We start from the raw sequence: 22,116 nt of genomic DNA, 5'->3' as shown, positions 1-22,116 counted from the left end.
CCTTGAGCGCGGCGGCATCGCTAGCATTTGTCGGTTTTTGTAACAACCGTAGCGGCCGATGTATGTGACCGAGGGGGGGACACATGAACAGCATGGGCAGGTGGAGCGCGGCGTTGCTGGGACTGGTGGCGGCCGGTGCGGCGCACGCGCAACGCGAGGAAGTCATCGGTGTGGTGGCCAATCCGCCGCAGGTGGAGGCCTACGCGCAACCCGATGGGGGCGACCGGGTGCGCCTGGTGCCGGCGGCCGAGCTGGCCCACAGGCCGCGCGTGCTGGAAACCAGCGCGGACCATAGCCGGGTGCGCGTGAGCGTGGGCGGCCAGGACCTGTGGCTGGAGCGCCGTGCCTTGCGCCTGAAGGCCGAGGTCAACGCCACCTGCCACACGGTGGCGACCTCGCGCGATGCGCCGCCCATGGGGGCGGGTCGCGGCGCCAACAGCGGCTGCGCGCCGGCGAGGCCATGATGGCCGCGGGCCGCCCGCACCGCGCCACGCCGCCCCTGCTGCTGGCACTGGCGCTGTGCCTGCCCGCGTCGGCGCAGCAGGGTGCCGACCCCACCGACCCGGCCAACCGCACGGGCTCGGCGCCGGCCGCCAGTGGCGAAGCGCCCGCGCCCATCAAGGCCATTGGCGGCTTCCTGGGTGGCCTCATCGGCGGCGACCGGAACAAGCCGCAGATCGACGAGCTCAAGCCCGGTGCCTATGCGAAGTCCAACGAGGCGATCGGCGAGGAGCGCGACCTCGCGGAGATGGAAGTCTCACGCGGCGTGGTGCCCATGGAGGGTTTCACCACCTACGCCAATGGCGTGCTCGACAAGCTCAAGGCGGCCAGCGGCCTGACGCAGATTCCCGGCCAGGTGCACGTGGTGGCCAGCGGCGAACTGGACGCGGGCGCCACGGCCGACGGCAACATCTACCTCTCGGTGGCCTACCTGCGCTCGCTCAAGAACGAGGACCAGCTCACCGCGCTGCTCGCGCATGAACTGGCGCACGTGCTGCTGAAGCACCACGACTCCAACGTCTTCACGCGCACGCAGAAGCAGCTGTCGTCCATGCTGGCCGTGGGCATGGGCACGCGCAACGCGCTGGACGCCATCGGCGGCCAGCGCGCGGCCAGCGCCGCGCTCACGCCCAGCCAGCAGAAAGCCCTGGGCGAGCTGGAGGTGATGATCAAGTTCAGCGACCTGGCCCTGCACCCGGCCTGGTCGCGCCGCCAGGAGAGCGAGGCCGACCGCCTCGGCATGGACCTGCTGGTGCGCGCCGGCTACAGCCACTTCGCCGGCCTGGTGCCCTGGCTGGAGATGGTGGCGCAGTGGGACGACCTGCGCGCCCAGCGCCTGGCCGAGCAGCAGGCCCGCAAGCAGGAGACCCTGAACACGCTGTTCGCGTCGGGCCAGCTCGACCAGGGCCTCAAGCAGACCCTGGACATGGGCGCCGGCCAGATCATTGGCGCCTTGTCGCGCACGCACGAGGACGGCCAGCAGCGCCTGAGCGACATCAACGCCTACTTCGAGAACGTCTACAAGAAGGAAGTGCCCAAGGTCGCGCCGCGCGTGCAAGCCTTCGAGGCGGTGGTCAATCGCCCGGCCGTCAAGGGCATCGCCGATGGCTACACCAAGGTGTTCGAGGCCCGCGACCTGCTGGTCAAGGGCGAGCCCGGTCCGGCCGCGGCGCTGCTGACACCGCTGGTGCGAAGCGGCCCGCTGGCCCAGCACGCCCTGCCCAACACGCTGATGGTGGAAGCCCTCAAGGCCACGGGCAAGCGGCGCGAGGCCGAGGCCCACCTGGCGCGCGCGCCGCGCTGGACGCCCACCACCTGGGACGTGTACGAAACCGCGGCCCTCTTCGAGAAGGACCGCGGCAAGCGCGACGCCGCGCGCCAGATCGGCAAGACCGCCTTCGACCGGTTCTCCCGCGCGCCTTCGGCCTACCCGCGCCTGATCGCCCTGTACCGGCGCAGCGGCCTGCCTGAAGACGCTCAGCGTGTGCTCGGCGAATGCAAGCTGGTGCAGGCCGACATGCGTGAGCGCTGCGACGAGGCCGCGCGTGGCAGCTGAGGACAGCGGCGCGCCCGCGCCGGCCTGCCCTCCACCCGCTCCACCGCCGCCGGTGCCGCTGGTGGTGCTGTGCACGATCGCCGCGGGCCTGGTGCTGGCCTGGCTGTCCAACTTCTTCGACAGCGACGAGATCCTCAAGCGCCTGGCCGCGCGCAGCTTCGCGCCGCTGCTCACGCAGGGCTACGGCACGCAGGGGCAGGCCCGCATCGCGGTCGTGACCATCGACGACGGCGACCTCGACGAGTACGGCCTGACCTGGCCGGTGCCCCTGGACTTCCATCAGCGCCTGATCGGGCGCATCGCCTCGCACCAGCCGCGGGCCGTGTTCCTGGACGTGGTCTTCCTGGACGACCGGCCCCCGCCACAGGTGGAGCGCTTGCGCGAGGCCGTGTGCGCGGCGGCGGCCAAGGGCGTGCCCTTCTACTACGCGACCTACCAGCGCGTGGACCTCAGCTCCAACGTCGAGCTCATGCTGTCGACCGCGCGCACGCCCGCAGGCGAACGCTGCGCCCAGCCGGTGCGCGCGCCGGTCGAGGTCGACCGGCTCGACCAGCACCAGTGGGTGTACCTGCTCAACCCCGCCTCGGGCGCCGCGGCCCACGACCGGGCGCGCCGCGCGCCCTCGGTGGCGCTCACCCTGTACTGCCTGCACGATCCGCAGAACTGCCCGCGCGACACCGGCGAACCCATGGCCCTGCTCTGGCCCACCGCCGCCGCTGCAAGCAACCTGGAGATCATGGTCAGGCCGCGCATGGACGGGAAAGGCTACGACCCGATCTGCCGCGGCGAGTGGCACTGGTCGGAGGCCGTGCCATTCAACGGGCTCGGGCGGCGCGTGTGGCACTGGGTGTGGGCGCAGGAATACCAGAGGCCGGCCCCGCTGTGCCCCTACAACCAGGTGGTGCCTGCCTCGGCGTTCAAGGGCATCGGCTTCACGGCGCAGGAGCTCGACCAGGCGCTGCGCGATCGCTTCGTGCTCATCGGTGTCGATCTGATCGCCATCAACGACCACGTGCTTTCGCCCGTGCACGGCCGCTTGCCGGGCGTGCATTCGCACGCGGTGGCGCTGGACAACCTGATCACGCTGAACGGCCGCTACATGGGCGGTGGCGGCTTCGAGTGGCCCTGGGACGGCTGGACCTGGACCGGCTGGCAGAAGGCCACGCTGTTCAGCCTGGCCAGCGTGTGCCTGGTGGCGGGCGCGCTCGTGCCCTACAAGAGCTGGCAACGCGCTCGATTGAAAGCGGCCCGCGCGGAGCATGCGGCTTCCGGGCAATCCGCACCCTTCCAAAGCTGGGAACGTTTCGCGGAACTCGCGCGCCGGCAAGCGGGGACGCGCGGCAAGGCCTTGCGATGGCTCGTCCTGGGGGCGTTGCTGGTGTGGCTGCTGGCCTACCTGTGCAGCGCCGCGGGCGGCCCGGGGCGCTTGCTGCTCCTGTTGCCGCTGGCCCTGGCGCTGTGGATGCTGCTGAGCGGCCAGCCCGTGTTTGGCCGCCACGCCGTCCACCGCCTGGCGCTGGGGCTGCGCGTGGTGGAGGTGCTGGTCTATGCCTTGGTGACGCTGGCCATCGTTGGCCTGGGCTTCGTGGTGTTTCGCCAGGGCCCGCTGGTGATCGTGGAATACGTGGGCCTCACGGCCCTGGCCGGCGTGCTGGGCTGGGGCGAGACGGTGGCGCGGCACGCTCACGCCTTCTGGCGTGCGCTGTCGGACGGCGACCCCGTCGAGGCCTGGAACCGCCACGCGGCCGAGGAGGCGGACAAGCGCATCGATCCCTGAGCGTCAGGGGTGCTGCCTGTGGCGGCGGCCCGGCCTACTTCGCCCCGCCCACCCGGCGCGTGATCTCCGCCGCGCAGGCCAGCAGGGGCTTGGCGATGCGCCCGTTCCACGCGGTGTCGAAGGTGGCCGACGGCCCCATCACCAGCACGCCCAGCACGATGTGGCCCTCGGCGTCGAACACCGGCGCGCACAGCGCGTCGATGCCGGGGATGGGCTGACCGAGCGTGCGCGACAGGCCGTGCTGCCGGATCTCGGCCAGCGTGGGCTCCAGGTCCTGGATGGTGTGCACCGGCTTCGGCGTGGTGCCGTAGTTCGAGCGCGCCAGGTCTTCCGCCAGCAGCCGCTCCACCACCTTGGGCGGCAGGTAGGCCGCGAACAGGCGACCGGTGGCCGTGCTGGTGAGCGACATCACCGTGCCCGTGCGCAGGTTCACGTGCAGCGGCTGGATGGGTTCTTCCATGCGCACGATGGTGGGCCCCAGGTTGCCCCACACCACCAGGGCCACGCTCTGCCCGGTGGCGTGCGCCAGTTGTTCCAGCACCGCGGACGCTTCCTTCACCGGGTCCATGCGCTGCAGCTTGATGAGCCCGAGCTGCAGGGCCAGCGGGCCCAGCTCGTATTGGCCCGCGTCGTTCTGCGACACGAAGCCCACCTTGAGGAAGCTGACCATGTACGGATGGGCCTTGCCCGCCGTCATGCCGGCCGCCTTGGCCAGGTCCTTCAGCGCCACGGGGCGAACCTTGCGCGCGAGCTCCAGCAGCAGGGCGCTGCCGATCTCGATCGACTGGATACCTCGGCGGCTCTTCTCTTCCATGGGGGTGTGGGCGGTGACGGCGCGCGCAAGTGTATCCATAGGGTTTTCCCTGAGCATTTCAAACGGCTACGACCCAATCAGACAAAAAGATATTATCAAATGCGTTGACGATAGTCAGATGAGACTTCTAGAATCGCCCCACTGACCAGGAGCAATGCATGTCACAGGAGACAAAGCTCGTCGACGTACTGGTGATCGGTACCGGCGCATCGGGCATGGCCACCGCCGTCACGGCCGCCGCACAGGGGCTGGACGTGCTGGTGGTGGACAAACAGCCGCAGTTCGGCGGCACCACCGCGCGCTCGGGCGGCTGGCTGTGGATCCCCGGCACCCACCTCGCCGAGGAGCAGGGCATCACCGAGCCGCCGGGCGCCGCCAAGGCGTACCTCAAGCACGAGGCCACCACGCACTACGACGAGAAGCGCGTGGACGCCTTCCTCGAGAACGGCCCAAAGGCCATTCGGTTCTTCACCAGCCAGACGCCGCTGCGCTTCGACCTGCCGCCGGTGTTCCCCGACTACCACGCCGAAGCGCCCGGCGGCCTGCCCGGTGGTCGCTCCATGGTCACCCGCCCCTTCGACGGCCGCGAGCTCGGCCCGCGCATCAAACAGCTCGCGCCGCCGCTGCCCGAGCTCACGGTGTTCGGGATGATGCTGGGCTCCGGCCCCGAGATCCGACACTTCATGCGGGTCTTCAAGTCGCTGTCCTCGTTCTGGTACGTCACGAAGCGCCTCACGCGCCATTTCCTTGACGTGCTCATCCACGGCCGTGGCATGACGCTCACCAACGGCAACGCGCTGGCGGGCCGCCTGGCCAAGGCCGCCATGGACCGCAACATCCCCGTGTGGCTGTCGTCGCCGGTGAAGCAGTTGCTCACCGAGGGCGATACGGTCACGGGCGCGCTGGTGGAGCACGAAGGCCAACCGGTGCGCGTGACCGCGCGCCGTGGGGTGGTGCTGGCCACCGGCGGTTTCCCGTACGACGTGGAACGCCGCAAGCAACTGTTCCCGCACGCGCCCACCGGCCGCGAGCACTTCTCGCCCTCGCCGTCGACCAACACCGGCGACGGCCTGCGCCTGGCCGAGTCGGTGGGCGGGCGCGTGGACACGACCATCCCGCACGCTGCCGCCTGGGTGCCGGCCTCGGTCACCACGCGCCCGGACAAGAGCACCGGTGTGATGCCGCACTTCATCGACCGCGCCAAGCCTGGCGTGATCGCCGTCAACCCCGACGGCCATCGCTTCACCAATGAAGGCAACTCGTACCACGACTTCGTGCAGGCCATGGTGAAGACCTGCGCGGGCCGTGGCGAGACCTTCGCCTGGCTGCTGTGCGACCACAAGGCCTTGCGCAACTACGGCCTGGGCTGCGTCGCGCCCGCACCGCTGCCCATCGGGCGTTACCTGCGCAACGGCTACCTGAAGTCCGGCGCCAGCATCGGCGAGCTGGCCACGAAGCTCGGCATCGCGCCCGCCACGCTGGAGCAGACCGTGGCCGAGTTCAACCGCCACGCGGCGACCGGCGAAGACCCGGCTTTCGGCAAGGGCAGCAAGGCCTACAACCGCTACCAGGGCGACGCCGCCGTCACGCCCAACCCCTGCGTGGCCCCGCTGGAACACGGCCCCTACTACGCCATCAAGCTCGTCATTGGCGACATCGGCACCTTCGCGGGCCTGGTCACCGACGAAAAAACACGCGTGCTCAACGGCCTGGGCGAGCCCATCGCCGGCCTCTACGCCGTGGGCAACGACGCGGCCAGCGTGATGGGCGGCAACTACCCCGGCGCGGGCATCACCCTGGGCCCGGCCATCACCTTCGGATTCATCGCGGGCAATGAGCTCGCCAAGGCCGCGCCACTGGCGCAGCGGCCGGCCGCCGCGGGTGTGGGCGCGTCAACACAACTGGCACCCGCCGCCTGAGGACACCGCCATGCCCACCTACCCCGACACCCTCGCGCCGCGCCTGCTGCAAGGCCGCCTGGCGTTCATCACCGGCGCCGGCCAGGGCAACGGCCGCGCCTTCTGCCTGGGCCTGGCGCAGGCCGGCGCGCGCATCGTCGCCACCGACATGAACACCGCCGCCGTGGAGGAGACCGCGCGCCTGGTGCGCGAGGCCGGCGGCCAGGCCTGGTCCTTCACGCTCGACGTCACCTCGCCCGAGGCCTGCCGCGACGTCGCGCAACAGGTCGCGGCGCAGATCGGCGAGGTCGACCTGCTCGTCAACAACGCCGGCATCATCATCCGCGAGACCACCGCCAGCCCGCGCGCGGCCGAGAACTTCAGGAAGACCCTGGACGTGAACGTGCACGGCACCTTCAACGTCACGCACGCGCTGCTGGATTCGCTCAAGGCCACGCGCGGCTGCATCGTCAACATGGCCTCCATCGCGGCCTACGCGGGCCAGGCCGCCTCGCTCGGCTACTCGCCGTCCAAGGGCGCCATCAAGATGCTCACGCAGTCGCTGGCCCAGGAGCTCGCGCCCTTCGGCGTGCGCGTCAACGCGCTGGCGCCCGGCGTCATCGCCACGCCCATGACGGCCGCCACGCGCGAGGACCCTTCGCGCCTGCAGGGCTTCATGACGCGCATCCCGCTGGGCCGCGTCGGCGAGACGGAGGACCTCGTCGGTCCCATCGTCTTCCTGGCCAGCGACATGTCCCGCTACGTCACCGGCATCACGCTGCCGGTGGACGGAGGCTTTCTCGCGGTTTGACGCCAGCGCCAAGCCATTCCTTCCGCCCATCCCATTCACAACAGGAGACAACATGAGCATCAAGCGTTATTGGGGCGCCGCCCTGTCGGCCATCGCACTCTCTGCCTTCGCGGGTGGCGCCCAGGCCCAGGACATCAAGCTCGGCTACAACGGCGACCTCTCGGCCTCGCCCTCGGCGCAGAGCGGCCAGGCCGCCGTCATCGGCATGGAAGCCGCCATTGCCGACATCAACGCCGCCGGTGGCGTGCTGGGCAAGAAGCTGGCCCTGGTGGTGCGCGACGACGCCTCCGCGCCGCCCAAGTCCATCCAGAACATGACCGAGCTGATCGACAGCGAGAAGGTCGTGGCCGTGTTCGGCCCCACCAACTCCGGCAACGCCATGGCCTGGAAGCACATCGCCAACCAGAAGAAGGTGCCGGTGATCGGCAACGTGGGCTCGGGCACCGCCATCACCGCGCCTATGGGCTCGGGCGACAACTACATGTTCCGCGTCTCCATGGTGGACCGCGAGCAGGTGGCCGCGCTCATGGCCTACGTGAAGAAGAACAGCAACGCCAAGAGCGTGGGCCTGATGGCCGAGACCACCGGCTACGGCCAGGGTGGCATGAAGGACATGCAGGAGCTCGCCGAGAAGCAGGGCATCAAGATCGTCGCCACCGAGCACTTCGGCGTGGGCGACACCGACATGACCTCGCAGCTCAACAAGATGAAGGCCGCCGGCGTGGACACCGTGGTGGTCTGGGCCCAGGGCACGCCCATCGCGCAACTGGTGCGCAGCATGGAGAAGATCAACTACTTCCCGCTCACGCTTACCTCCTGGGCCGCCGACAACATCACCTTCTACGACGCCGCGGGCAAGGCCCTGGCCGACAAGCCCATCTTCATGCGCACCGTGAGCGAGGAGAAAACGCCCGCGCAGCAGAAGCTCTACGACCGCATCGGCAGCAAGCTCAAGGCCCCCAGCGCCTTCTCCTTCGCGCTGCACGGTTACGACTCGGTGCTGCTCTACGCCGCCGCCGCCAAGCAGGCCAACAGCACCGACGGTGCCGCCGTGCGCGCCGCGCTGGAAGACCTGAAGACCCCCGTGCAGGGCGTGCTCAAGACCTACAACCAGCCCTTCAGCAAGACCGACCGCGAGGCCCTGACCGCCGAGGACTTCGTCTGGATCCGCTGGAAAGACGGCAAGCTGCTGCCCTACAGCGACCCGATCCTGAAGACGCTCACCGCGGCGGACTTCAAGAAGTAAGCGGCCGCGCGCGCGGCGCCCTCAGCGGCCCGCGCGCCCTTTCCCGGAGACAGACAACATGACAGAAGCGCTCCTGCAGGCGGTGCTCAGCGGGCTGTGCGTGGGCGGTGCCTACGCTCTGGTTGCGCTGGGTTTCAGCGTCACCTTCACCACCACCAAGACCCTCAACTTCTCGCACGGTGAGTTCGTGACGGCGGGCGCCTTCATCGGCATGAGCGTGCTGTTCCTCGCCGTCGGCCGCCCGCTCACGGCCACCAGCTTCGGCGACGCCGAGCCCGGTGGCGCCGCGCAGTTGATGGCGCTGGTGGGCGCCCTGGGCGTGATGGGCCTGCTCGGCTGGCTGCTCTACGCCGTGGGCGTGCGCCCCTTCGCGGGCCGCCCCGGCATGGCCTGGGTGATGAGCACCCTGGGCTTCGGCGTCATCCTGCAGAGCATCGGCCTGGCCATCTGGGGCCCCAAGCCCGTGGTGGTGCCCAGCCCCGTGGGCGACCAGGTGCTGCGCTTCATGGGCGTGGGCGTGCGCCCGCAGGAGCTGCTCACCCTGGGCGTGGCCGTCGTCGTCATGGTCGGCTTCGACCACGTCATGAACCGCACCCTGCTCGGCAAGGCCATGCGCGCGGTCGCGGCCAACGGCAGCGTGGCCAGCCTCATGGGCATCAACACCAAGGCCATCATGGTGATCGCCTTCGTTGTGAGTTCCGCGCTCGCGGGCCTGTCGGGTTTTCTGCTCGCGCCCATCGCGCAGGCCTCGCTCTACATGGGCCTGGCCGTGGGCCTCAAGGGCTTCTCGGGCGCCATGATCGGCGGCCTGAGCAACCCGCGCGGCTGCGTCATCGGCGGCTTCGCGCTCGGTGTCATCGAATCGCTGGTGAACCTGTGGCAGGCGCAGTGGCGTGAGGTGGCCATCTTCGCGCTCGTCATCCTGGTGCTGGCCTTGCGCCCCACCGGCCTGTTCGGCGCGCGCGCGGTGGAGAAGGTATGAAGCGCTTTCCCCACATCGCCGGCGTGCTGCTCGCCGTGGCCGCGGTGGTCGGCCTCACGTTCGCGCTCAACAACGATTACTACCTGCGCATCCTGTTCATGATGGGCGTGTACTACCTGTGCGCGGCCGGCATGAACGTGCTGGTGGGTTACGCGGGGCAGAAGTCCCTGGGCCAGGCCGGCCTGTTCGCGGCCGGCGCCTACGCGGTGGCCCTGCTCACCACGCGCACGGAGATCAGCCCCTGGATTGCGCTCGCGCTGGCGGCGGTGGTCTCGGGCGTGTTCGGCGTGCTCATCGCCCTGCCCTCGCTGCGCGTGAAGGGCCCTTATCTGGCGATGGTGACCCTGGCCTTCGGCATCGTGGTCGAGAAACTCGTGAGCGAATGGACGGACGTGTTCGGCGGTGCGCAGGGTGTCTACGGCATCCGGCCCCTGAGCTGGGGCGAGGAGCCGCTGAGCACGCAGCAGTGGGTGTGGCTCACCGTCGCGCTGTGCGCCATCGCCCACCTGCTGTTGCGCAACCTGGTGGGTGGGCGCTTCGGCCGCGCGCTGCTCTCGCTGCAGGCGGACGAGATCGCGTCCTCGTCCGTCGGCGTGCGCGTCTACCGCGCCAAGGTCATCGCCTTCGTGGTCGCGGCCGTCACCTGCGGCATCGCGGGCGCGCTGGTGGCGCAACAGAACCAGTACGTCAACTCCGACTTCATCACCTTCCACCTGTCCATCTTCATCCTGCTGCTGGTGCTGTTCGGCGGTGCGGGCTCGCAGTACGGGCCGCTGGTGGGCACGGTGATCCTCACCGCCATTGACGCGGCCCTGGCGCGCTGGCCCGCCGCGCAGCACTTCCTCTACGGCTTCCTGCTGCTGTTCGCGCTGTATGCCATGCCCGGCGGCGTGATGGGTGTGTTGAACACCCTGTTCGCGCGCTGGCGGAAGCAGCCCGAGCTGCCATCGGGCGTGGGGCCGCGCGCCTACCGCCCGGCCGCGGCCGACGCCAGCGGCGACCTGCTCGTGGTCGAGAACGTCTCCAAGGCCTTCGGCGGCGTCAAGCCCGCGCAGGACGTGTCCTTCCGCCTGCAGCGCGGCCACGTGCACGCGCTCATCGGCCCCAACGGCGCGGGCAAGTCCACCATGATCAACATGGTCACCGGTGTGCTGGAGCCGAGCGCGGGCAGCATCTGCTTCCTGGGCCAGAACCTCGCGGGCCGGCCCGCGCACACCATCTGCCAGCTCGGCATGGGCCGCACCTTCCAGAACCTGCGCCTGTTCGCGGAGTTGTCGGTGCTGGACAACGTGAAGCTCGGCCACCACACGCGCATGGGCAACGGCTTCTTCGCCTCGCTGCTGGCCTTGCCTTTCGCGCGCCGCGAAGAGGCGCGCACCACCGAGCGCGCGCTGCAACTGCTGGCCCTGGTGGACCTGCTGCCCCTGGCCCATGCCCCCGCCGGCAGCCTGCCCTACGGCCTGCAGCGCCGCGTGGAACTGGCGCGCGCGCTGGCCACCGAGCCGCAACTGCTGCTGCTGGACGAACCCGCCGCCGGCCTCAACCCGCAAGAGACGGCGGAGCTGGGCCAGTTGCTGCTGAAGATCGCGCGCTGCGGCATCTCCATCCTCATGGTGGAACACCACATGGACCTGGTCATGTCCATCTCCGACCACGTCATCGTGCTCGACTACGGCATCAAGATCGCCGAGGGCAAGCCGGCCGCGATCCAGAACAACCCGCGCGTGATCCAGGCCTACCTCGGCGTCGAGGACGAGGCCGACGCCACACCGGCGACGGCCTGAGGGGACACAGCATGTTGAAGATCGACCAACTCGAGGTCGCCTATGGCGCCATCCAGGCCGTCAAGGGCGTGAGCCTGGAGGTCAAGGCCGGCGAGGTCATCGCCATCATTGGCGCCAACGGCGCGGGCAAGAGCAGCCTGCTGCGCTGCATCGCCGGCCTGGAGCCCGCCAGCGGCGGGCGCATCACCATCGCGGGCGAGGACTGCACCCGACTGGCGCCGCACAAGCGCGTGGGCCTGGGCGTGGCCCTCTCGCCCGAAGGCCGCGGCGTTTTCCCCGACCAGACCGTGCGCGAGAACCTGCTGCTCGGCGCCTACGCGCGCCGCGCCGACAAGGCTGGCGTGCAGCGCGCCATCGAACGCGAGTTCCAGCGTTTTCCGCGCCTGCGCGAACGCGAGGGCCAGCTCGCCGGCACGCTCTCGGGCGGTGAACAGCAGATGCTCGCCATCTCGCGCGCACTCATGAGCGAGCCGCGCCTGCTGCTGCTCGACGAGCCCTCGCTCGGCCTCGCGCCGCTCATCATCAAGGACATCTTCAAGGCCATCCGCGAGCTGCGCGAATCGGGCCTGACCATCCTGCTCGTCGAGCAGATGGCCAAGCAGGCCCTGGGCGTGGCCGACCGCGCCTACGTGCTCGAAACCGGCCGCATCACCCTGCAGGGATCGGGCGCGGAGCTGTTGAACGACCCGAAGGTGAAAGCCGCCTACCTCGGCTCGCACTGAGCCCCATCAGGAAGGAAAGTCCCATGTTCGTGCGGTCGGGTTTGATCAGGAAGAAGCCGGAGTGGAGTGACGAGGACTTCCGCCGCCACTGGCTCGGTCACCACGCCGAACTGGCGGCGCGCCTGCCCGGCCTGCGCCGCTACGAGCAGAACCACGTCACCGACAGCCTGCAGCGCGGCTTCAGCTACCCGCGCGGGCCGGAACAGCTCGACGGGTTCTCCATGCTCTGGTTCGACAGCGAACAGGCCATGCGGGCGGCCATCCAGACGGAAGCCGGCCAGGCGCTGATTGCCGACGAGAACCACTTCATCGGTGATTTGCGCATCGTCACCATCGACCAGATGGAGGTCATCGAGCCCGAGGCCGATCGCCCGCTGCTCAAGCGCATGTCCTTGTTGAAACGGCGCGAAGACGTACCGCCCGACGAGTTCAAGACCGAGTGGCGCCAGGAACACGCGCACCTGGTGAAGCGCGTGGCCGGCGTGCGCGGCTACCGCCAGAACCTCATCGTGGGCCGCGAGGCGCCCAAGGGCCACCCCGTGGAGCGCGACGGCCTGCCCATCGACGGCATCGTCGAACTCTGGTTCGACGACACCGAATCGCTCAACCAGGCCTTCGCCTCCCCCAAGGGCCAGACCCTGATGACCCACGCGCGCGAGTTCATCGCCGAGATCACCACCTTCCTCGTCGAACGGCACGTGGTGGTGGGCGAGCGCGGCTGACGTGGCCGACGGCCGGCGCGCGTACGCCCTGCTCCTGGTGGCCATGGCCATCTGGGGCGTCAACCTCTCGGCGGTGAAGGCGCTCACCGACAGCCTGGACGTGCTGACCGTGGCTGCGGTGCGCATGGTCGTCGCCACCATCGCGCTGACGGTGCTGCTGTTCCTGCGGCGCGAATGCCTGCCCGCGCTGCGCGGGCGCGACCTGCTGGGCCTGACCGCCTGCGCGCTGTTCATGGTTTACGGCAACCAGATCCTGTTCGCCAGCGGCTTGTCGCGCACCACGGCCACCAACGGGGCGCTCATCATGTCGCTGGGGCCATTGGTGTCGGCCTTGCTGGCGGCGCTGGTGTTTCGCGAAGCGCTGGGCGCGCGCCGCCTGGCCGGCGTGGCCATCGGCTTCGCGGGCGTGGCCCTGGTCATCCTCAACCGGCCGGGCGCGCAACTGGGCAACGGCTCCCTGGGTGATCTGCTGATCCTGTCGTCCCTGGTGTGCTTCTCCTCGGGCGGCATCGCGGTGCAGAAGCTGTCGAAGGCCTTCACGGTGCTGCAGATCAGCGTGGTGATCCATGTCATCGGATCGGTGCTGCTGGTGCTGCACGCCGCGTTGTCGCCGACTGCGCGGCTGGCGGACCTGGCCGAGGCCTCGACCACGACGTGGTCGCTGATCCTCTACTCCGGCGTGCTGGCGACGGCGCTGGCGGCGCTGGTGTGGAACCTGTCCATCGCGCGGCTCGGGGCGGCGCGCACGGCGATGGGGTTCTATTGGGTGCCGATCTTCGGGGTGGGGTTTGCGGTGGTGTTTCTGGGAGAAGCGCTCACGGTGTGGCACGCGGTGGGCTTGGGCTCCGTGATCGTGGGGTCGCGCTTGGGATTCGCGCCCAGGCAATGAGCCTTCAAGGCAGGCCGACGTGCGCCTTCACCACGGCCACCACGCCACCACCCGCCGCCTTGGCCGCGCCTTCGACGAACTGGCGCGCCAGGGCCTTGAAGCGCTTCACGCGCTCGGCTGCGCTCTGGGTCTTCCTGGCCTCCTCGTAGCCCTTCATGAAGGCGGCCAACTGCTGCTTGTCGAACAGCGTTTCCAGCACCGCGAACAGGCCGTGGGCGGACACACGGATAAGCTCGGAATTGAAGGGGTGATCGAAGATCTGCTGGCGCAGCTTGAGCTGGCCCTGCAGCCAGTTCTTGGCCAGGGTGTCTTCGATGATCAGGCAGATGCGGTCTTCCTGCGGCTCGAGCGTGGCAACCGCCAGCGCCGCGAGCAGCCGGCCCATGGCCTGGTCCTCTACGCGCCCGCCGAACTTGAGCGCCGCTTCGTAGCGCAGCTTCTTGACCTTGGCCACCGGCGTGCGCAGCCGCTCGCTCACCGTCTGGTTGCTCAGCGAGGCCAGAGGCCCCGAGCCACCGAGGCCGTGGCGATCGAGCAAGGCCATCACCAGGGCATCGATGTCCGACTTGGGCATGGAACCCAGCCCGAACTTCAGGTAGTTCTCGAGGAATTCATCGGCAAACGTGGCGGGCTTGGGGGCCATGGCGTGGCGGCTCCTGATGACAACAGACCGGAGGCCCGTCTTGAACGCGAGCCGCGCGAAGTTTCAGCGGTTGGGAAGCCGCTGGGTCAAGGCCCTGATCGCAATGGCCCGCAAGCACAGCCTCTTCCCCTCGATGAGCGCCACGTAGTCCACCAGAAAGTTGCGGAACGACGGCTCCCAGATGCCCGAGTGTGCCCCAATGATCTCCTGCCCGCTGTAGGCCACCAGCACCGGGCTGTACGGGATGTGTGGAGCCCGGGGATCAGGTGCCAGCAGCGCGCCGCCAACGTTGGTCCTCGGGTTGGTGAAGTCCATTGGAACCACCTGCTCGCAGTACCTCTGTGGGTCCCATTCGATCGGCGTGGCATCGGCGTTCAGCTCCAGCGTATGCGTACGCTGGTGCTCCGCCTCCCCAAGCGCGAGCAGCCATTCGTCTCGCTGTCGCTGGTCACGGAACGGCGGCCGCAGCAGCGAACTGAACCATCTACCGATAGGGAAGAGGCGTTGTCGTGCGGTATCCGCCTCACCGGAGAAGACAGTCAGCACCGGCGTCTGAGTCAGCGGGTAGCTGCGTTGCCGGTAAAGATCGTGAATGCGGTTGAACTGCATCGCCTCCAGCGCCGGGTTGATCAGTATCACCAAGTCGCCGACGGAAGATACCGGTGGAATTTCAGCCAGGCGTCGCTCCTGTCCGGCACCCAGCGCCATGACCCTGGCAATCGTTTGATCCCGCCGCACCAGGTCATCCTCGAACACCGACGCCGTTGCCCTGTGCAATACCTGACCGCCAAACGAATGGCCAAGGAACACCAGCCCCATGAATCGGGGACTGTCTTTGGCGTTCGCCTCCTTGTAGATCTCATTGAGCCGGAGAACGAACTCTCGCACCGCGCCCTGCCCCACCCTCTCGGCGGCCGCCTTGCGCCCCCAGAACGTCGCATAGTCGAGCAGACCCGGCAGGGAGCGGCCGCGCCACCCCAGGTAGATGCCGATGACCCTCACACTCTTTCCGGCGCCCAGCCCCTCTCGCGCCGCGATGTATGCCGGGGCCGCAAGGGTGGCGCGCACCTGCTCTACAGCCTTCTTGAACTCGGTTCGGTTCTGGTTGTCGGTGTGCGCGTTGTGGTGCCATCCATGGGCGAACGCGACGACGATCGTGTTGGTCTCGGCGATGCTTGCCTTGATCCGGTCGAGAGCGGCGCTCTGCTGCTCTGAATGCCAAAGCTGACCAAAGTCATCGACCTCGACGTCGAACCAATCGTCCACCGGCGGACCGGTCTGGAATTGCCTGTGTCCGTAGCCGTTGCAGCCGGCCAGTACCAGCATGGCTGCGATCGTGACAGCGACCGTCAGCCAAAGCGAAGCATGCGAGGAAGGGCTCACGCAACCTCCTTTCTGGGCGAGGGCATGGCAGTCTGCAGCCGCACTTCTGTGCGCGCATCCTCCATCTTTGGGAGCCCGGCGAGAGAGCCGATGGCCATGCCTGCAGCGCCGTCGAGCAGTCCGCAAGGGCGCTGGCGCGCTACCAGCCTCTTGGCGCGCCGCAGTTAACCGAGCGTGCGCGAGAGAAAGTCGCGCATCAGGCGCGCGACCTCGTCGAGGTGCGTCTCCAGCAGCCAGTGGCCGCCGTCGGGCAGCAGGTGCAGCTCTGCCTTCGGCAGATCGCGCAGGTAAGCGCGCGCGGAAGGCGCCGGCATGTAGCCGTCCTTCGGGCCCCACACGATGAGCGTCGGCGGTTGGTGGTCCCGCAGGTAGGACTGGTAGCGCGGGAACCAGTCGAGGTTGTCCTTGAGCCCTGCGATCACGTCCACGGCGATCTGCCCGCGCCGGGGTGTCATCAGAGACCAATGCAGCCGCCACAGATCGGGCGGGATGCGCATCGCCACCTCGGGCGACACTTCATTGAGGAACTCGTCCTTGAAGCGCTCTTCGCTGACCGCCTCCGCCAGCTTGGCCTTCGCTTCAGCGGTGGGGTGGCGGAAGTAGGCCTGCAGCGGTTCGTACTTCGGGCCCAAGGCGTCTTCGTAGATGTCGCCGTTCTGAATGACGAGTGCCGTGATGCTCTGCGGCCGTGCGATCGCCAGGCGCAGGCCGATCTGCGAACCGAAGTCGTGCAGGTACAGCGCGAAGCGCGGCACCTCCAGGCGCTGCATCAGGCGGTCGAGGAAGTCGGCGTAGCCGTCGAAGTCGTAGCGGAAATTTTCAGGCGTGCCGCTGTAGCCGCAGCCGGGGAAGTCGGGGGCGATGAGGTGCCAGCGGTCGGCCAGCAAGGGGATGAGCTGGCGGAATTCGTAGGAGGAGCAGGGGTAGCCGTGGGGGAGGAGGAGGGTTGGGGCCGAGGGAGGGCCGGCTTCGCGGAGGAAGACTTCGAGGCCGTCGAGGTTGATGTAGCGATGCTGGACGGTGATGTGTGCGGGCTGGGAGTCCATGCCGCTTCGCCGGCAAGTGACGTGCCTTGTTGGGGTTGCGGAGCTTGATATCGCCTGCGGGCGGCATCACTCATATCATTTGCCCGCTAAGGGAGGTGATTCATGAGCGACGAGACAACGCGGATCGGGGTGGGGGCTGCAATCGCGGCTGATGGGGGCGGAACGAGCGTGGTCAGCGACTTGCGAAGTGCCGACGACAAGGCGCCACCACCAAGAACGCCCAGATGGACATGGCAGGCCGTACTGGCCTTTGCGACAGCCTTTACTGGCGCTTCTGCGGTGCTCCTACATTTGATAGGCAACGCGTTTCACGAGGCTTACTTTTCGCAGTGGGGCATCGACACCGGGCCTTTCCCCAAGTCATCGGATTGGCTGGTAACCATGGGGTACTACGGGATCTCGAATGCTCTCGCGACTGCGGCCCTGGCGATGTTGGAGCACTGGTACGTCGTCATGTTGAGCGGCATTGGTCTGGCCTTCTACCTATGGCTTCTCTTTAGTCCCTGGAATCCGTTTGATTCCCTTGGCAAGTGGTCGACGCTGATGCCAAGCCTGCCGAAGTGGGCCCGAAAGTCTCTTCTTGTCGCAACCGTTGGTGCGCTGATGAGCGTGTTGTCACTACCGATCATCTTCTTGCTCGTCATATTCATTGGAATCCCCGCGGAGATCGGGCGCGGGATCGGTGAAGGCGTCGCGCAACGTGAAGCGAAGGACTTCGAAAAGGGCTGTGAAGCCTCCAAGCGCAAGTGCATCCGCCTTCTGAGGGATGGTTCGCCAGTTGGAGAGGGCTACCTGCTGGAGAGCTCGCAGACGCACATCGCATTTCTGGATGTGTCCATGCAGAGGGTGCGCATAGTGCCGAGGGAGGACCTGGAGCTTCAGCCATTGCGGCTTCCGACCGCGAAGTAGCGTCGGCAATGCAGGGGTTGGAACCGTTGAGACCTCAAAAGCGAACGAGTGGTCTCAGCCAGTCTGCGGTCGCTGAGGCTTCGCCTGGCGGTTGCTGTTGTTGTCGAAGCGGATGGCGTCAACGTCTGAATAACCGCCCAAAACTAGCTGCGCTATGGCGCCTGCGAGTTGCTGCGTGCCAAATACGACTCCGTTGCTCCCGAAGCGGGTGGCAAACGTGTAGCCGACGCCGTCGATGCCGCCATCACCGAGGTTGTTGAACGTGTAGCTGACATTGCTCGCCAGCCCCAACGAAGACAAAGTCGAGATGGCGACTAGTTGGAAAGTAGCCGGTCGTCGAGTTGCTGAGGGCGTGCCGAAATTCTTCAGTCAACTGGACGCCGGCTGGGCCGGGTCCACCCGAAACGGAAAAGTCGGCGCCCTGCGCACTTGGAACCGCCGAGAAAGGTGCAAAAGCCCCGAAGTCAATGTTGACTGGGGCTGCGAGTGCTGATCGCATGCACAAGGCGGCCACCAGAACACATGCAGTCGAGAAGATGGGCGGATCGAGTTGATCCAAAAGGTGTGACAGAAATGCCGCTCGCCCTGATCAAGGTCGGCCAAGGCGAGCGGCGTCATACGGCGTCTACACGCCGAGCCATCGTCTAAACCGGGCCCACCAGCTGGATGGCTTGGCGGACGCCTCTCTGTCCAGATAGGCCTGGAGCCGCTCCTGATCGCGCTGCCTGCCAGCACGAACACGGGCCTCGCTCCATTGGTCAGACCAAACCACCCGACCGCGCTGGATCAGATAGTGTGATCGACACGGGAACTGCCAGTTGCCGATGGAGGGGCGGACAGTGACACCTTGCGGTGTCTCGTCCACTTGCCATTCGGCCGGCCCCAAGGGGGTTCTGACCTTTGAGCCACACCCACATGCGCACAGGTGATGAGCGGTTTCAAATTCCCGAGACACGTACAAGATTCCCGGCGCAAGCGTGGGCGGCATGGCGACCACGTGTTTAACCTTAAATCTCATCGGCCGTCATCCCCGCCATCTTCAGGTCAGACAAGTCGAACAGAAGATGGCTCTGAGCGGTCGCCTCGGTATAGAACTGGCGCAATTGCTTGTAGCGGATCACCGCCAGCGCCGCGTTCAACCCGTTCAGCTCGGCAATCTGGACGTTGGTGCGGTAGATGTTCTCCGGCGTCTCACTGACTTCAGCCAGGCCCATCGCACGCATCTGCTGAGCTTTTTCTACACAGAAGTACGTCGTGCGCAACATGCCGCTCAACGCCCCTCCTGCGCGCTTCAATCCCATGCCTACGTCGATGAACGGAATCCCAAGACCGATCAGGAGATCGAAGATGGCCCCCCGGGCTGGCCCCTTGTCCACACAGACGAACGCGAAGGTGACGCCTTCGAGCGCGGGGCCGGATTCCGAATCGACGTACTGCTTGTACAGCTGCACGCCTGAGCGGAAACCCTCATAACGCCCCTGATAGACCACCGCCTTGGGTTGCCCCAACTCCCATTCCTCCAGCTTCCCTTGTGACCGGTAGGCGTTATGGACGTGGAAGTAGTCGCCGTCGAAGCCACGGATCTCCCTTACAGGCGTCTTCACCATGTAGTCCAACACAGAGCTCCCGGTGCCGCCCAAGCCGATGATGGCGATGACGTCATCCTTCAACTTGGCCGACAAGTCAGCGATCTCCGCCTTCGAACTTAGGCTGTCTTGGTATCGAAACACCGACGGCTCTGGGATGTCCTCGACCGCCTTGTAGGTGAGCGGGTTGGAGCCATGGCGTTCCATGGCCGGACCAGCCACGATGCCCACATAGCTTTCGATCTTCTCGTAGAAGTTCTGGTAGCCATGAAGAGCACCGGCGATGCGCGGCTTGTTCGAGAAGCGTCGTTGAACGACGACATCCGCACAGGCCGCAGACAACTGCAGCTGGTGAGTGCCTGCATCGATCAGCGGGATCGGCACGCCGTCCAAACCGCAGGGGTGTGTGCCCGCGAAAAGGATCGTGTGATCTTCCTGCTGGACCAGGTCCGTAGCATCGACGGGGACCAACTTGGTGGCGATGGCACCCCACTGTTCGGCGCCTTGCTGATCGAGGTAGGGGATGTCCCGGATGATCATCCAGCCGCTGTCGAAAGTGACGGCGTATCCCTTCCCGACCAGGCGCGCGATGTCGTCGTTACGACTGACCAGTTTCTGAAACTGTGAAGCGGATGCCATCTTTGACTTTCACCGATGCGCCAGGGACCAGAATGCCTTCCGGCTTGTCGCCGTTTCCACGCGTCCACTTCACTGAGTAGGTGATTGGTGAATCCGGGTCGTAGTCCGGGACCTCCAGCTTGACCACCTGAGCGAACGAAATGGGCTCGTTCTTGGGCCAGCGGTGCTGTTTGGCTTCGACAAAGATGGTCACGTACTTGTCGCTGGCGCTTTTGCCATCGACGTCTTCGTTTCCCTTGGGATGCAGATTCTCGTTACCCATTTTGTTTTCCTGTTAATGGGTGGCATGGAGCGACCCGCCCCGAATGGGGCAAGCCACTAACGGTGCCGGCTGGCCTAGCCGGCGGCCGAACGCACACTTGACGGAAGACAACGAGCTGCAGACAATCGCGAACGCCAATCCGGCGAGTCACAAGCTCGTCACCCCGCGGCCGGGTGCTTCAGCATCCGGCCGTTCCTATTTGGTGCTGATCACTCGGACCTCCATTTCGATGAGTTGATGTTTGGTAGCTCCATCAAGCGACCACTTGGAACCAGGGCTTGACCGAACCGGCTTCGGAAATCAAATTGCTCAGCAGGCGCCAGTTGCCTGTTTGATGGCGCACTCGCCCAGCTACGATGGCCGGGGCGACTCCAGCAAGTGCGGCCAGTTCTCGGGCGTCTTCTGCAGAATGCGTGTGTTGGACTTTGGCAGCAGCCCAAAGCTCCGGCGGTATGAGTGCCTCCTGTGCTCCCAGGTCAGCCTCGTCTTCCTGCGACTGCCCTGCGCGACCCTTGTCGTCCAAGTTGTCGGCAATGAAGCGGCACTGCGGCGTCAAGTGCTTTTGCACATGGACTGCTTCATGCAGCAAGGCAAACCAGAAGTTGTCGACACGGTCGTGCCGAAGGGTGAGGCCAATGATCGGGCGATCGCCATCGAGCATCGCGCAGCCGTCGAGATAGGTTTTCTTGAACGGCAACTCCGTCACCAAGCAAATGCCGTGCTGGCTCAGGAATTCCTGCGCCAGCTTGGGACCTTGCTCGAAACGAGATAACTTGGCCAGATCGCGCAGCCACGTCGGCGTGATGGTTCCTGCCTTGTAGATGCCTTGCGGGGGGTTCTGGTGTGCCTTATCCACGACCACTGCACGCCAGATGAACAATGCGTGGGTGTCCATCGTTCGCCCCCCGCTTTGGTGGAGCGGAGCGCGCAGCAAGGCCGGTTCATGTGCCAAGTGGGCAACGCGCTCGAGGAATGCTCGCACCTGCTTCTCAGCGGCATCTCGCACCGTGCTCGTAACCAAGCCACGTTCGCGCATTTCCTTCAGCGGAAGCTTCTCGATGGGGTACGAGTCAGCCAGTTCAAGCGTGGCTTCGTCGTGGGAAGAGCCATCGATGAGCGCCTTTGCAGGAATTCCCAGGCCATTGTGCAGGCGTTGGATCATCTGCAAGCTCAGCGGCCGCTTGCCTGCGAGCACTTCAGACACCTTGGACTGGGAGCCGATGAACGGCTCCAGATCCTTGCGCGTGAGCTTTTGCTGCTCCATCCGGAAGTTGATCGCCTCCAGCGCAGACACAAATGGACGGCGCACATGATCGCGTTCGTAAGCGCCGATCACCAGCTCGAGCAGTTCGAACTCGGCCTCTTCGTCCGAGCCGGTGGACAGCTCTGTCGACATCAGCATAGACAAACGTTTCAAGGCAGCCTGAAGTTCTTCGTCGGTCTTCAGGACGCGCACTTGATGCTTCATGCCCGGCTCCCCATTGCTGCGCTGTTTGCCGAACGCCGCAATGCTGGAGCCAGCGTTACAGCCCAAACGTTCTCAACCAAGAGAACACCTCGTTCAAAGCGGGTTGTCACGTCGATCTTGTACAAATCCTTGATGTTGAACACCACGCGAATCGGCTCGACGACAGCTGTCAGGTAGCGGGCACGAACAGCGTCCGGTCCCGACCAAGTCGCCTCCTCGACTTCTAGCTGCCAAGTGGCCAAAGGCCCCCGCGAAGACGGGTGAGCTTCCGCGAATTTAGCTAGCTTGGAGGTGCCGTAGAGCCGCATGTCATATCCCTTTATGGGATAAATTGTGCCCATCCCTACAAGGGATGTCAAGGCCGCGCCTAAAAGTCGCAAACGGCCTGCGCAAGGCTTCGGTTTTGTCCGAGGTTGTTTCAGCTGCGGTCGCGGATCTGGTTGGGGGCCGTTCTATCTAGCCATGGCGTCGTTTCACGC

22 protein-coding genes are annotated in these 22,116 nt (G+C 66.5%); 12 read left to right on the top strand and 10 right to left on the bottom strand.

Annotated elements, in window-relative coordinates; genetic code table 11:
• Window positions 1-83: 83 nt before the first annotated feature.
• The 3 genes from GTO19_RS03765 to GTO19_RS03755 are packed head-to-tail and all read left to right on the top strand — an operon-like array spanning window position 84 to window position 3,833.
• A complete protein-coding gene (locus tag GTO19_RS03765) occupies window positions 84-464 on the top strand; it encodes a hypothetical protein (RefSeq protein WP_291017242.1) in 381 nt (126 codons plus the stop codon).
• Window positions 461-2,056, top strand: a complete 1,596-nt coding sequence (locus tag GTO19_RS03760; protein ID WP_291017239.1) for a M48 family metalloprotease — start codon at window positions 461-463, stop codon at window positions 2,054-2,056. The genes GTO19_RS03765 and GTO19_RS03760 overlap by 4 nt, the downstream gene beginning before the upstream one ends.
• Window positions 2,046-3,833 carry a CHASE2 domain-containing protein gene (locus GTO19_RS03755; RefSeq protein WP_291017236.1) on the top strand — a complete coding sequence of 596 codons (1,788 nt, stop codon included), beginning with the start codon at window positions 2,046-2,048 and terminating at the stop codon, window positions 3,831-3,833. The genes GTO19_RS03760 and GTO19_RS03755 overlap by 11 nt, the downstream gene beginning before the upstream one ends.
• 34 nt (window positions 3,834-3,867) lie before the next feature.
• Here the strand turns inward: GTO19_RS03755 and GTO19_RS03750 are convergent, their stop codons facing one another.
• A complete protein-coding gene (locus tag GTO19_RS03750) occupies window positions 3,868-4,647 on the bottom strand; it encodes an IclR family transcriptional regulator (RefSeq protein ID WP_291017233.1) in 780 nt (259 codons plus the stop codon).
• Window positions 4,648-4,805: 158 nt separating this feature from the next.
• On the opposite strand from GTO19_RS03750, the gene GTO19_RS03745 reads away from it, so the two are divergent.
• Genes GTO19_RS03745 through GTO19_RS03710 form a run of 8 tightly spaced genes read left to right on the top strand, consistent with a single transcriptional unit; the run spans window position 4,806 to window position 13,701 of the window.
• Entirely contained in the window at window positions 4,806-6,566 is a 1,761-nt protein-coding gene (locus GTO19_RS03745) for an FAD-dependent oxidoreductase (RefSeq protein WP_291017231.1), read from the top strand.
• Between the two features lie 10 nt (window positions 6,567-6,576).
• Window positions 6,577-7,356 (top strand): glucose 1-dehydrogenase, encoded by a 780-nt coding sequence (locus tag GTO19_RS03740; RefSeq protein WP_291017228.1) that lies wholly within the window; start codon window positions 6,577-6,579, stop codon window positions 7,354-7,356.
• 52 nt (window positions 7,357-7,408) lie between these two features.
• Window positions 7,409-8,602 (top strand): ABC transporter substrate-binding protein, encoded by a 1,194-nt coding sequence (locus GTO19_RS03735; protein WP_291017225.1) that lies wholly within the window; start codon window positions 7,409-7,411, stop codon window positions 8,600-8,602.
• Window positions 8,603-8,660: 58 nt separating this feature from the next.
• Window positions 8,661-9,584: a branched-chain amino acid ABC transporter permease gene (locus tag GTO19_RS03730; protein WP_291017222.1), complete on the top strand. Its 924-nt coding sequence runs from the start codon at window positions 8,661-8,663 to the stop codon at window positions 9,582-9,584.
• A complete protein-coding gene (locus tag GTO19_RS03725) occupies window positions 9,581-11,368 on the top strand; it encodes a branched-chain amino acid ABC transporter ATP-binding protein/permease (RefSeq protein WP_291017220.1) in 1,788 nt (595 codons plus the stop codon). The genes GTO19_RS03730 and GTO19_RS03725 overlap by 4 nt, the downstream gene beginning before the upstream one ends.
• Window positions 11,369-11,379: 11 nt before the next feature.
• Window positions 11,380-12,090 carry an ABC transporter ATP-binding protein gene (locus GTO19_RS03720; protein WP_291017218.1) on the top strand — a complete coding sequence of 237 codons (711 nt, stop codon included), beginning with the start codon at window positions 11,380-11,382 and terminating at the stop codon, window positions 12,088-12,090.
• A 23-nt stretch (window positions 12,091-12,113) separates the two neighbouring features.
• Complete coding sequence (locus tag GTO19_RS03715) at window positions 12,114-12,812, top strand: EthD family reductase (protein WP_291017215.1); 699 nt, start codon at window positions 12,114-12,116, stop codon at window positions 12,810-12,812.
• Window position 12,813: 1 nt separating this feature from the next.
• Window positions 12,814-13,701, top strand: coding sequence for a DMT family transporter (locus GTO19_RS03710; RefSeq protein WP_291017212.1), 888 nt, complete (start codon window positions 12,814-12,816; stop codon window positions 13,699-13,701).
• Window positions 13,702-13,705: 4 nt separating this feature from the next.
• Here GTO19_RS03710 and GTO19_RS03705 read toward each other — a convergent pair whose 3' ends face one another.
• The 3 genes from GTO19_RS03705 to GTO19_RS03695 all read right to left on the bottom strand — a co-directional run bounded on the left by GTO19_RS03705 (window position 13,706) and on the right by GTO19_RS03695 (window position 16,773).
• Window positions 13,706-14,344 (bottom strand): hypothetical protein, encoded by a 639-nt coding sequence (locus GTO19_RS03705; protein WP_291017208.1) that lies wholly within the window; start codon window positions 14,342-14,344, stop codon window positions 13,706-13,708.
• Window positions 14,345-14,407: 63 nt separating this feature from the next.
• Window positions 14,408-15,670: a hypothetical protein gene (locus GTO19_RS03700; RefSeq protein ID WP_291017205.1), complete on the bottom strand. Its 1,263-nt coding sequence runs from the start codon at window positions 15,668-15,670 to the stop codon at window positions 14,408-14,410.
• 221 nt (window positions 15,671-15,891) lie between these two features.
• On the bottom strand, window positions 15,892-16,773 hold the full coding sequence (locus GTO19_RS03695; RefSeq protein ID WP_291017202.1) for an alpha/beta hydrolase: 882 nt from the start codon (window positions 16,771-16,773) through the stop codon (window positions 15,892-15,894).
• A 102-nt stretch (window positions 16,774-16,875) separates the two neighbouring features.
• Between GTO19_RS03695 and GTO19_RS03690 the strand changes: the two genes are divergently transcribed.
• Window positions 16,876-17,682, top strand: a complete 807-nt coding sequence (locus GTO19_RS03690) for a hypothetical protein (RefSeq protein WP_291017200.1) — start codon at window positions 16,876-16,878, stop codon at window positions 17,680-17,682.
• Window positions 17,683-17,736: 54 nt separating this feature from the next.
• Here the strand turns inward: GTO19_RS03690 and GTO19_RS03685 are convergent, their stop codons facing one another.
• From GTO19_RS03685 to GTO19_RS03665, 6 genes are all read right to left on the bottom strand, one after another.
• Window positions 17,737-17,973 carry a hypothetical protein gene (locus GTO19_RS03685; protein ID WP_291017197.1) on the bottom strand — a complete coding sequence of 79 codons (237 nt, stop codon included), beginning with the start codon at window positions 17,971-17,973 and terminating at the stop codon, window positions 17,737-17,739.
• Window positions 17,974-18,307: 334 nt separating this feature from the next.
• Window positions 18,308-18,670, bottom strand: a complete 363-nt coding sequence (locus GTO19_RS22380; RefSeq protein ID WP_363302850.1) for a DUF6527 family protein — start codon at window positions 18,668-18,670, stop codon at window positions 18,308-18,310.
• A 19-nt stretch (window positions 18,671-18,689) separates the two neighbouring features.
• Window positions 18,690-19,907 (bottom strand): ThiF family adenylyltransferase, encoded by a 1,218-nt coding sequence (locus GTO19_RS03680; protein ID WP_291017194.1) that lies wholly within the window; start codon window positions 19,905-19,907, stop codon window positions 18,690-18,692.
• A complete protein-coding gene (locus GTO19_RS03675) occupies window positions 19,867-20,169 on the bottom strand; it encodes a multiubiquitin domain-containing protein (protein ID WP_291017192.1) in 303 nt (100 codons plus the stop codon). Before GTO19_RS03675 ends, GTO19_RS03680 begins: the two co-directional genes overlap by 41 nt.
• A gap of 253 nt (window positions 20,170-20,422) precedes the next feature.
• The gene (locus tag GTO19_RS03670; RefSeq protein WP_291017189.1) at window positions 20,423-21,637 is read right to left on the bottom strand and encodes an ImmA/IrrE family metallo-endopeptidase; all 1,215 of its coding nucleotides are present in this window, start codon (window positions 21,635-21,637) and stop codon (window positions 20,423-20,425) included.
• The gene (locus GTO19_RS03665; RefSeq protein WP_291017187.1) at window positions 21,634-21,945 is read right to left on the bottom strand and encodes a type II toxin-antitoxin system HigB family toxin; all 312 of its coding nucleotides are present in this window, start codon (window positions 21,943-21,945) and stop codon (window positions 21,634-21,636) included. Before GTO19_RS03665 ends, GTO19_RS03670 begins: the two co-directional genes overlap by 4 nt.
• Window positions 21,946-22,116: the final 171 nt, after the last annotated feature.

The sequence above is a fragment of the Hydrogenophaga sp. genome, from assembly GCF_011772445.1.
GTDB lineage: Bacteria > Pseudomonadota > Gammaproteobacteria > Burkholderiales > Burkholderiaceae_C > Hydrogenophaga.
The sequence above is the reverse complement of the archived record's forward strand: the minus strand, read 5'-3'. Positions and strand labels throughout refer to the sequence as shown.

Bases quoted from the DNA above. Each gene is read 5' to 3' on its own strand.
- GTO19_RS03765 (WP_291017242.1), top strand. From the start codon at position 84: ATGAACAGCATGGGCAGGTGGAGCGCGGCGTTGCTGGGACTGGTGGCG.
- GTO19_RS03760 (WP_291017239.1), top strand. From the start codon at position 461: ATGATGGCCGCGGGCCGCCCGCACCGCGCCACGCCGCCCCTGCTGCTG.
- GTO19_RS03750 (WP_291017233.1), bottom strand. From the start codon at position 4,647: ATGGAAGAGAAGAGCCGCCGAGGTATCCAGTCGATCGAGATCGGCAGC.
- GTO19_RS03745 (WP_291017231.1), top strand. From the start codon at position 4,806: ATGTCACAGGAGACAAAGCTCGTCGACGTACTGGTGATCGGTACCGGC.
- GTO19_RS03740 (WP_291017228.1), top strand. From the start codon at position 6,577: ATGCCCACCTACCCCGACACCCTCGCGCCGCGCCTGCTGCAAGGCCGC.
- GTO19_RS03735 (WP_291017225.1), top strand. From the start codon at position 7,409: ATGAGCATCAAGCGTTATTGGGGCGCCGCCCTGTCGGCCATCGCACTC.
- GTO19_RS03730 (WP_291017222.1), top strand. From the start codon at position 8,661: ATGACAGAAGCGCTCCTGCAGGCGGTGCTCAGCGGGCTGTGCGTGGGC.
- GTO19_RS03725 (WP_291017220.1), top strand. From the start codon at position 9,581: ATGAAGCGCTTTCCCCACATCGCCGGCGTGCTGCTCGCCGTGGCCGCG.
- GTO19_RS03720 (WP_291017218.1), top strand. From the start codon at position 11,380: ATGTTGAAGATCGACCAACTCGAGGTCGCCTATGGCGCCATCCAGGCC.
- GTO19_RS03715 (WP_291017215.1), top strand. From the start codon at position 12,114: ATGTTCGTGCGGTCGGGTTTGATCAGGAAGAAGCCGGAGTGGAGTGAC.
- GTO19_RS03705 (WP_291017208.1), bottom strand. From the start codon at position 14,344: ATGGCCCCCAAGCCCGCCACGTTTGCCGATGAATTCCTCGAGAACTAC.
- GTO19_RS03700 (WP_291017205.1), bottom strand. From the start codon at position 15,670: ATGCTGGTACTGGCCGGCTGCAACGGCTACGGACACAGGCAATTCCAG.
- GTO19_RS03695 (WP_291017202.1), bottom strand. From the start codon at position 16,773: ATGGACTCCCAGCCCGCACACATCACCGTCCAGCATCGCTACATCAAC.
- GTO19_RS03690 (WP_291017200.1), top strand. From the start codon at position 16,876: ATGAGCGACGAGACAACGCGGATCGGGGTGGGGGCTGCAATCGCGGCT.
- GTO19_RS22380 (WP_363302850.1), bottom strand. From the start codon at position 18,670: ATGCCGCCCACGCTTGCGCCGGGAATCTTGTACGTGTCTCGGGAATTT.
- GTO19_RS03680 (WP_291017194.1), bottom strand. From the start codon at position 19,907: ATGGCATCCGCTTCACAGTTTCAGAAACTGGTCAGTCGTAACGACGAC.
- GTO19_RS03675 (WP_291017192.1), bottom strand. From the start codon at position 20,169: ATGGGTAACGAGAATCTGCATCCCAAGGGAAACGAAGACGTCGATGGC.
- GTO19_RS03670 (WP_291017189.1), bottom strand. From the start codon at position 21,637: ATGAAGCATCAAGTGCGCGTCCTGAAGACCGACGAAGAACTTCAGGCT.
- GTO19_RS03665 (WP_291017187.1), bottom strand. From the start codon at position 21,945: ATGCGGCTCTACGGCACCTCCAAGCTAGCTAAATTCGCGGAAGCTCAC.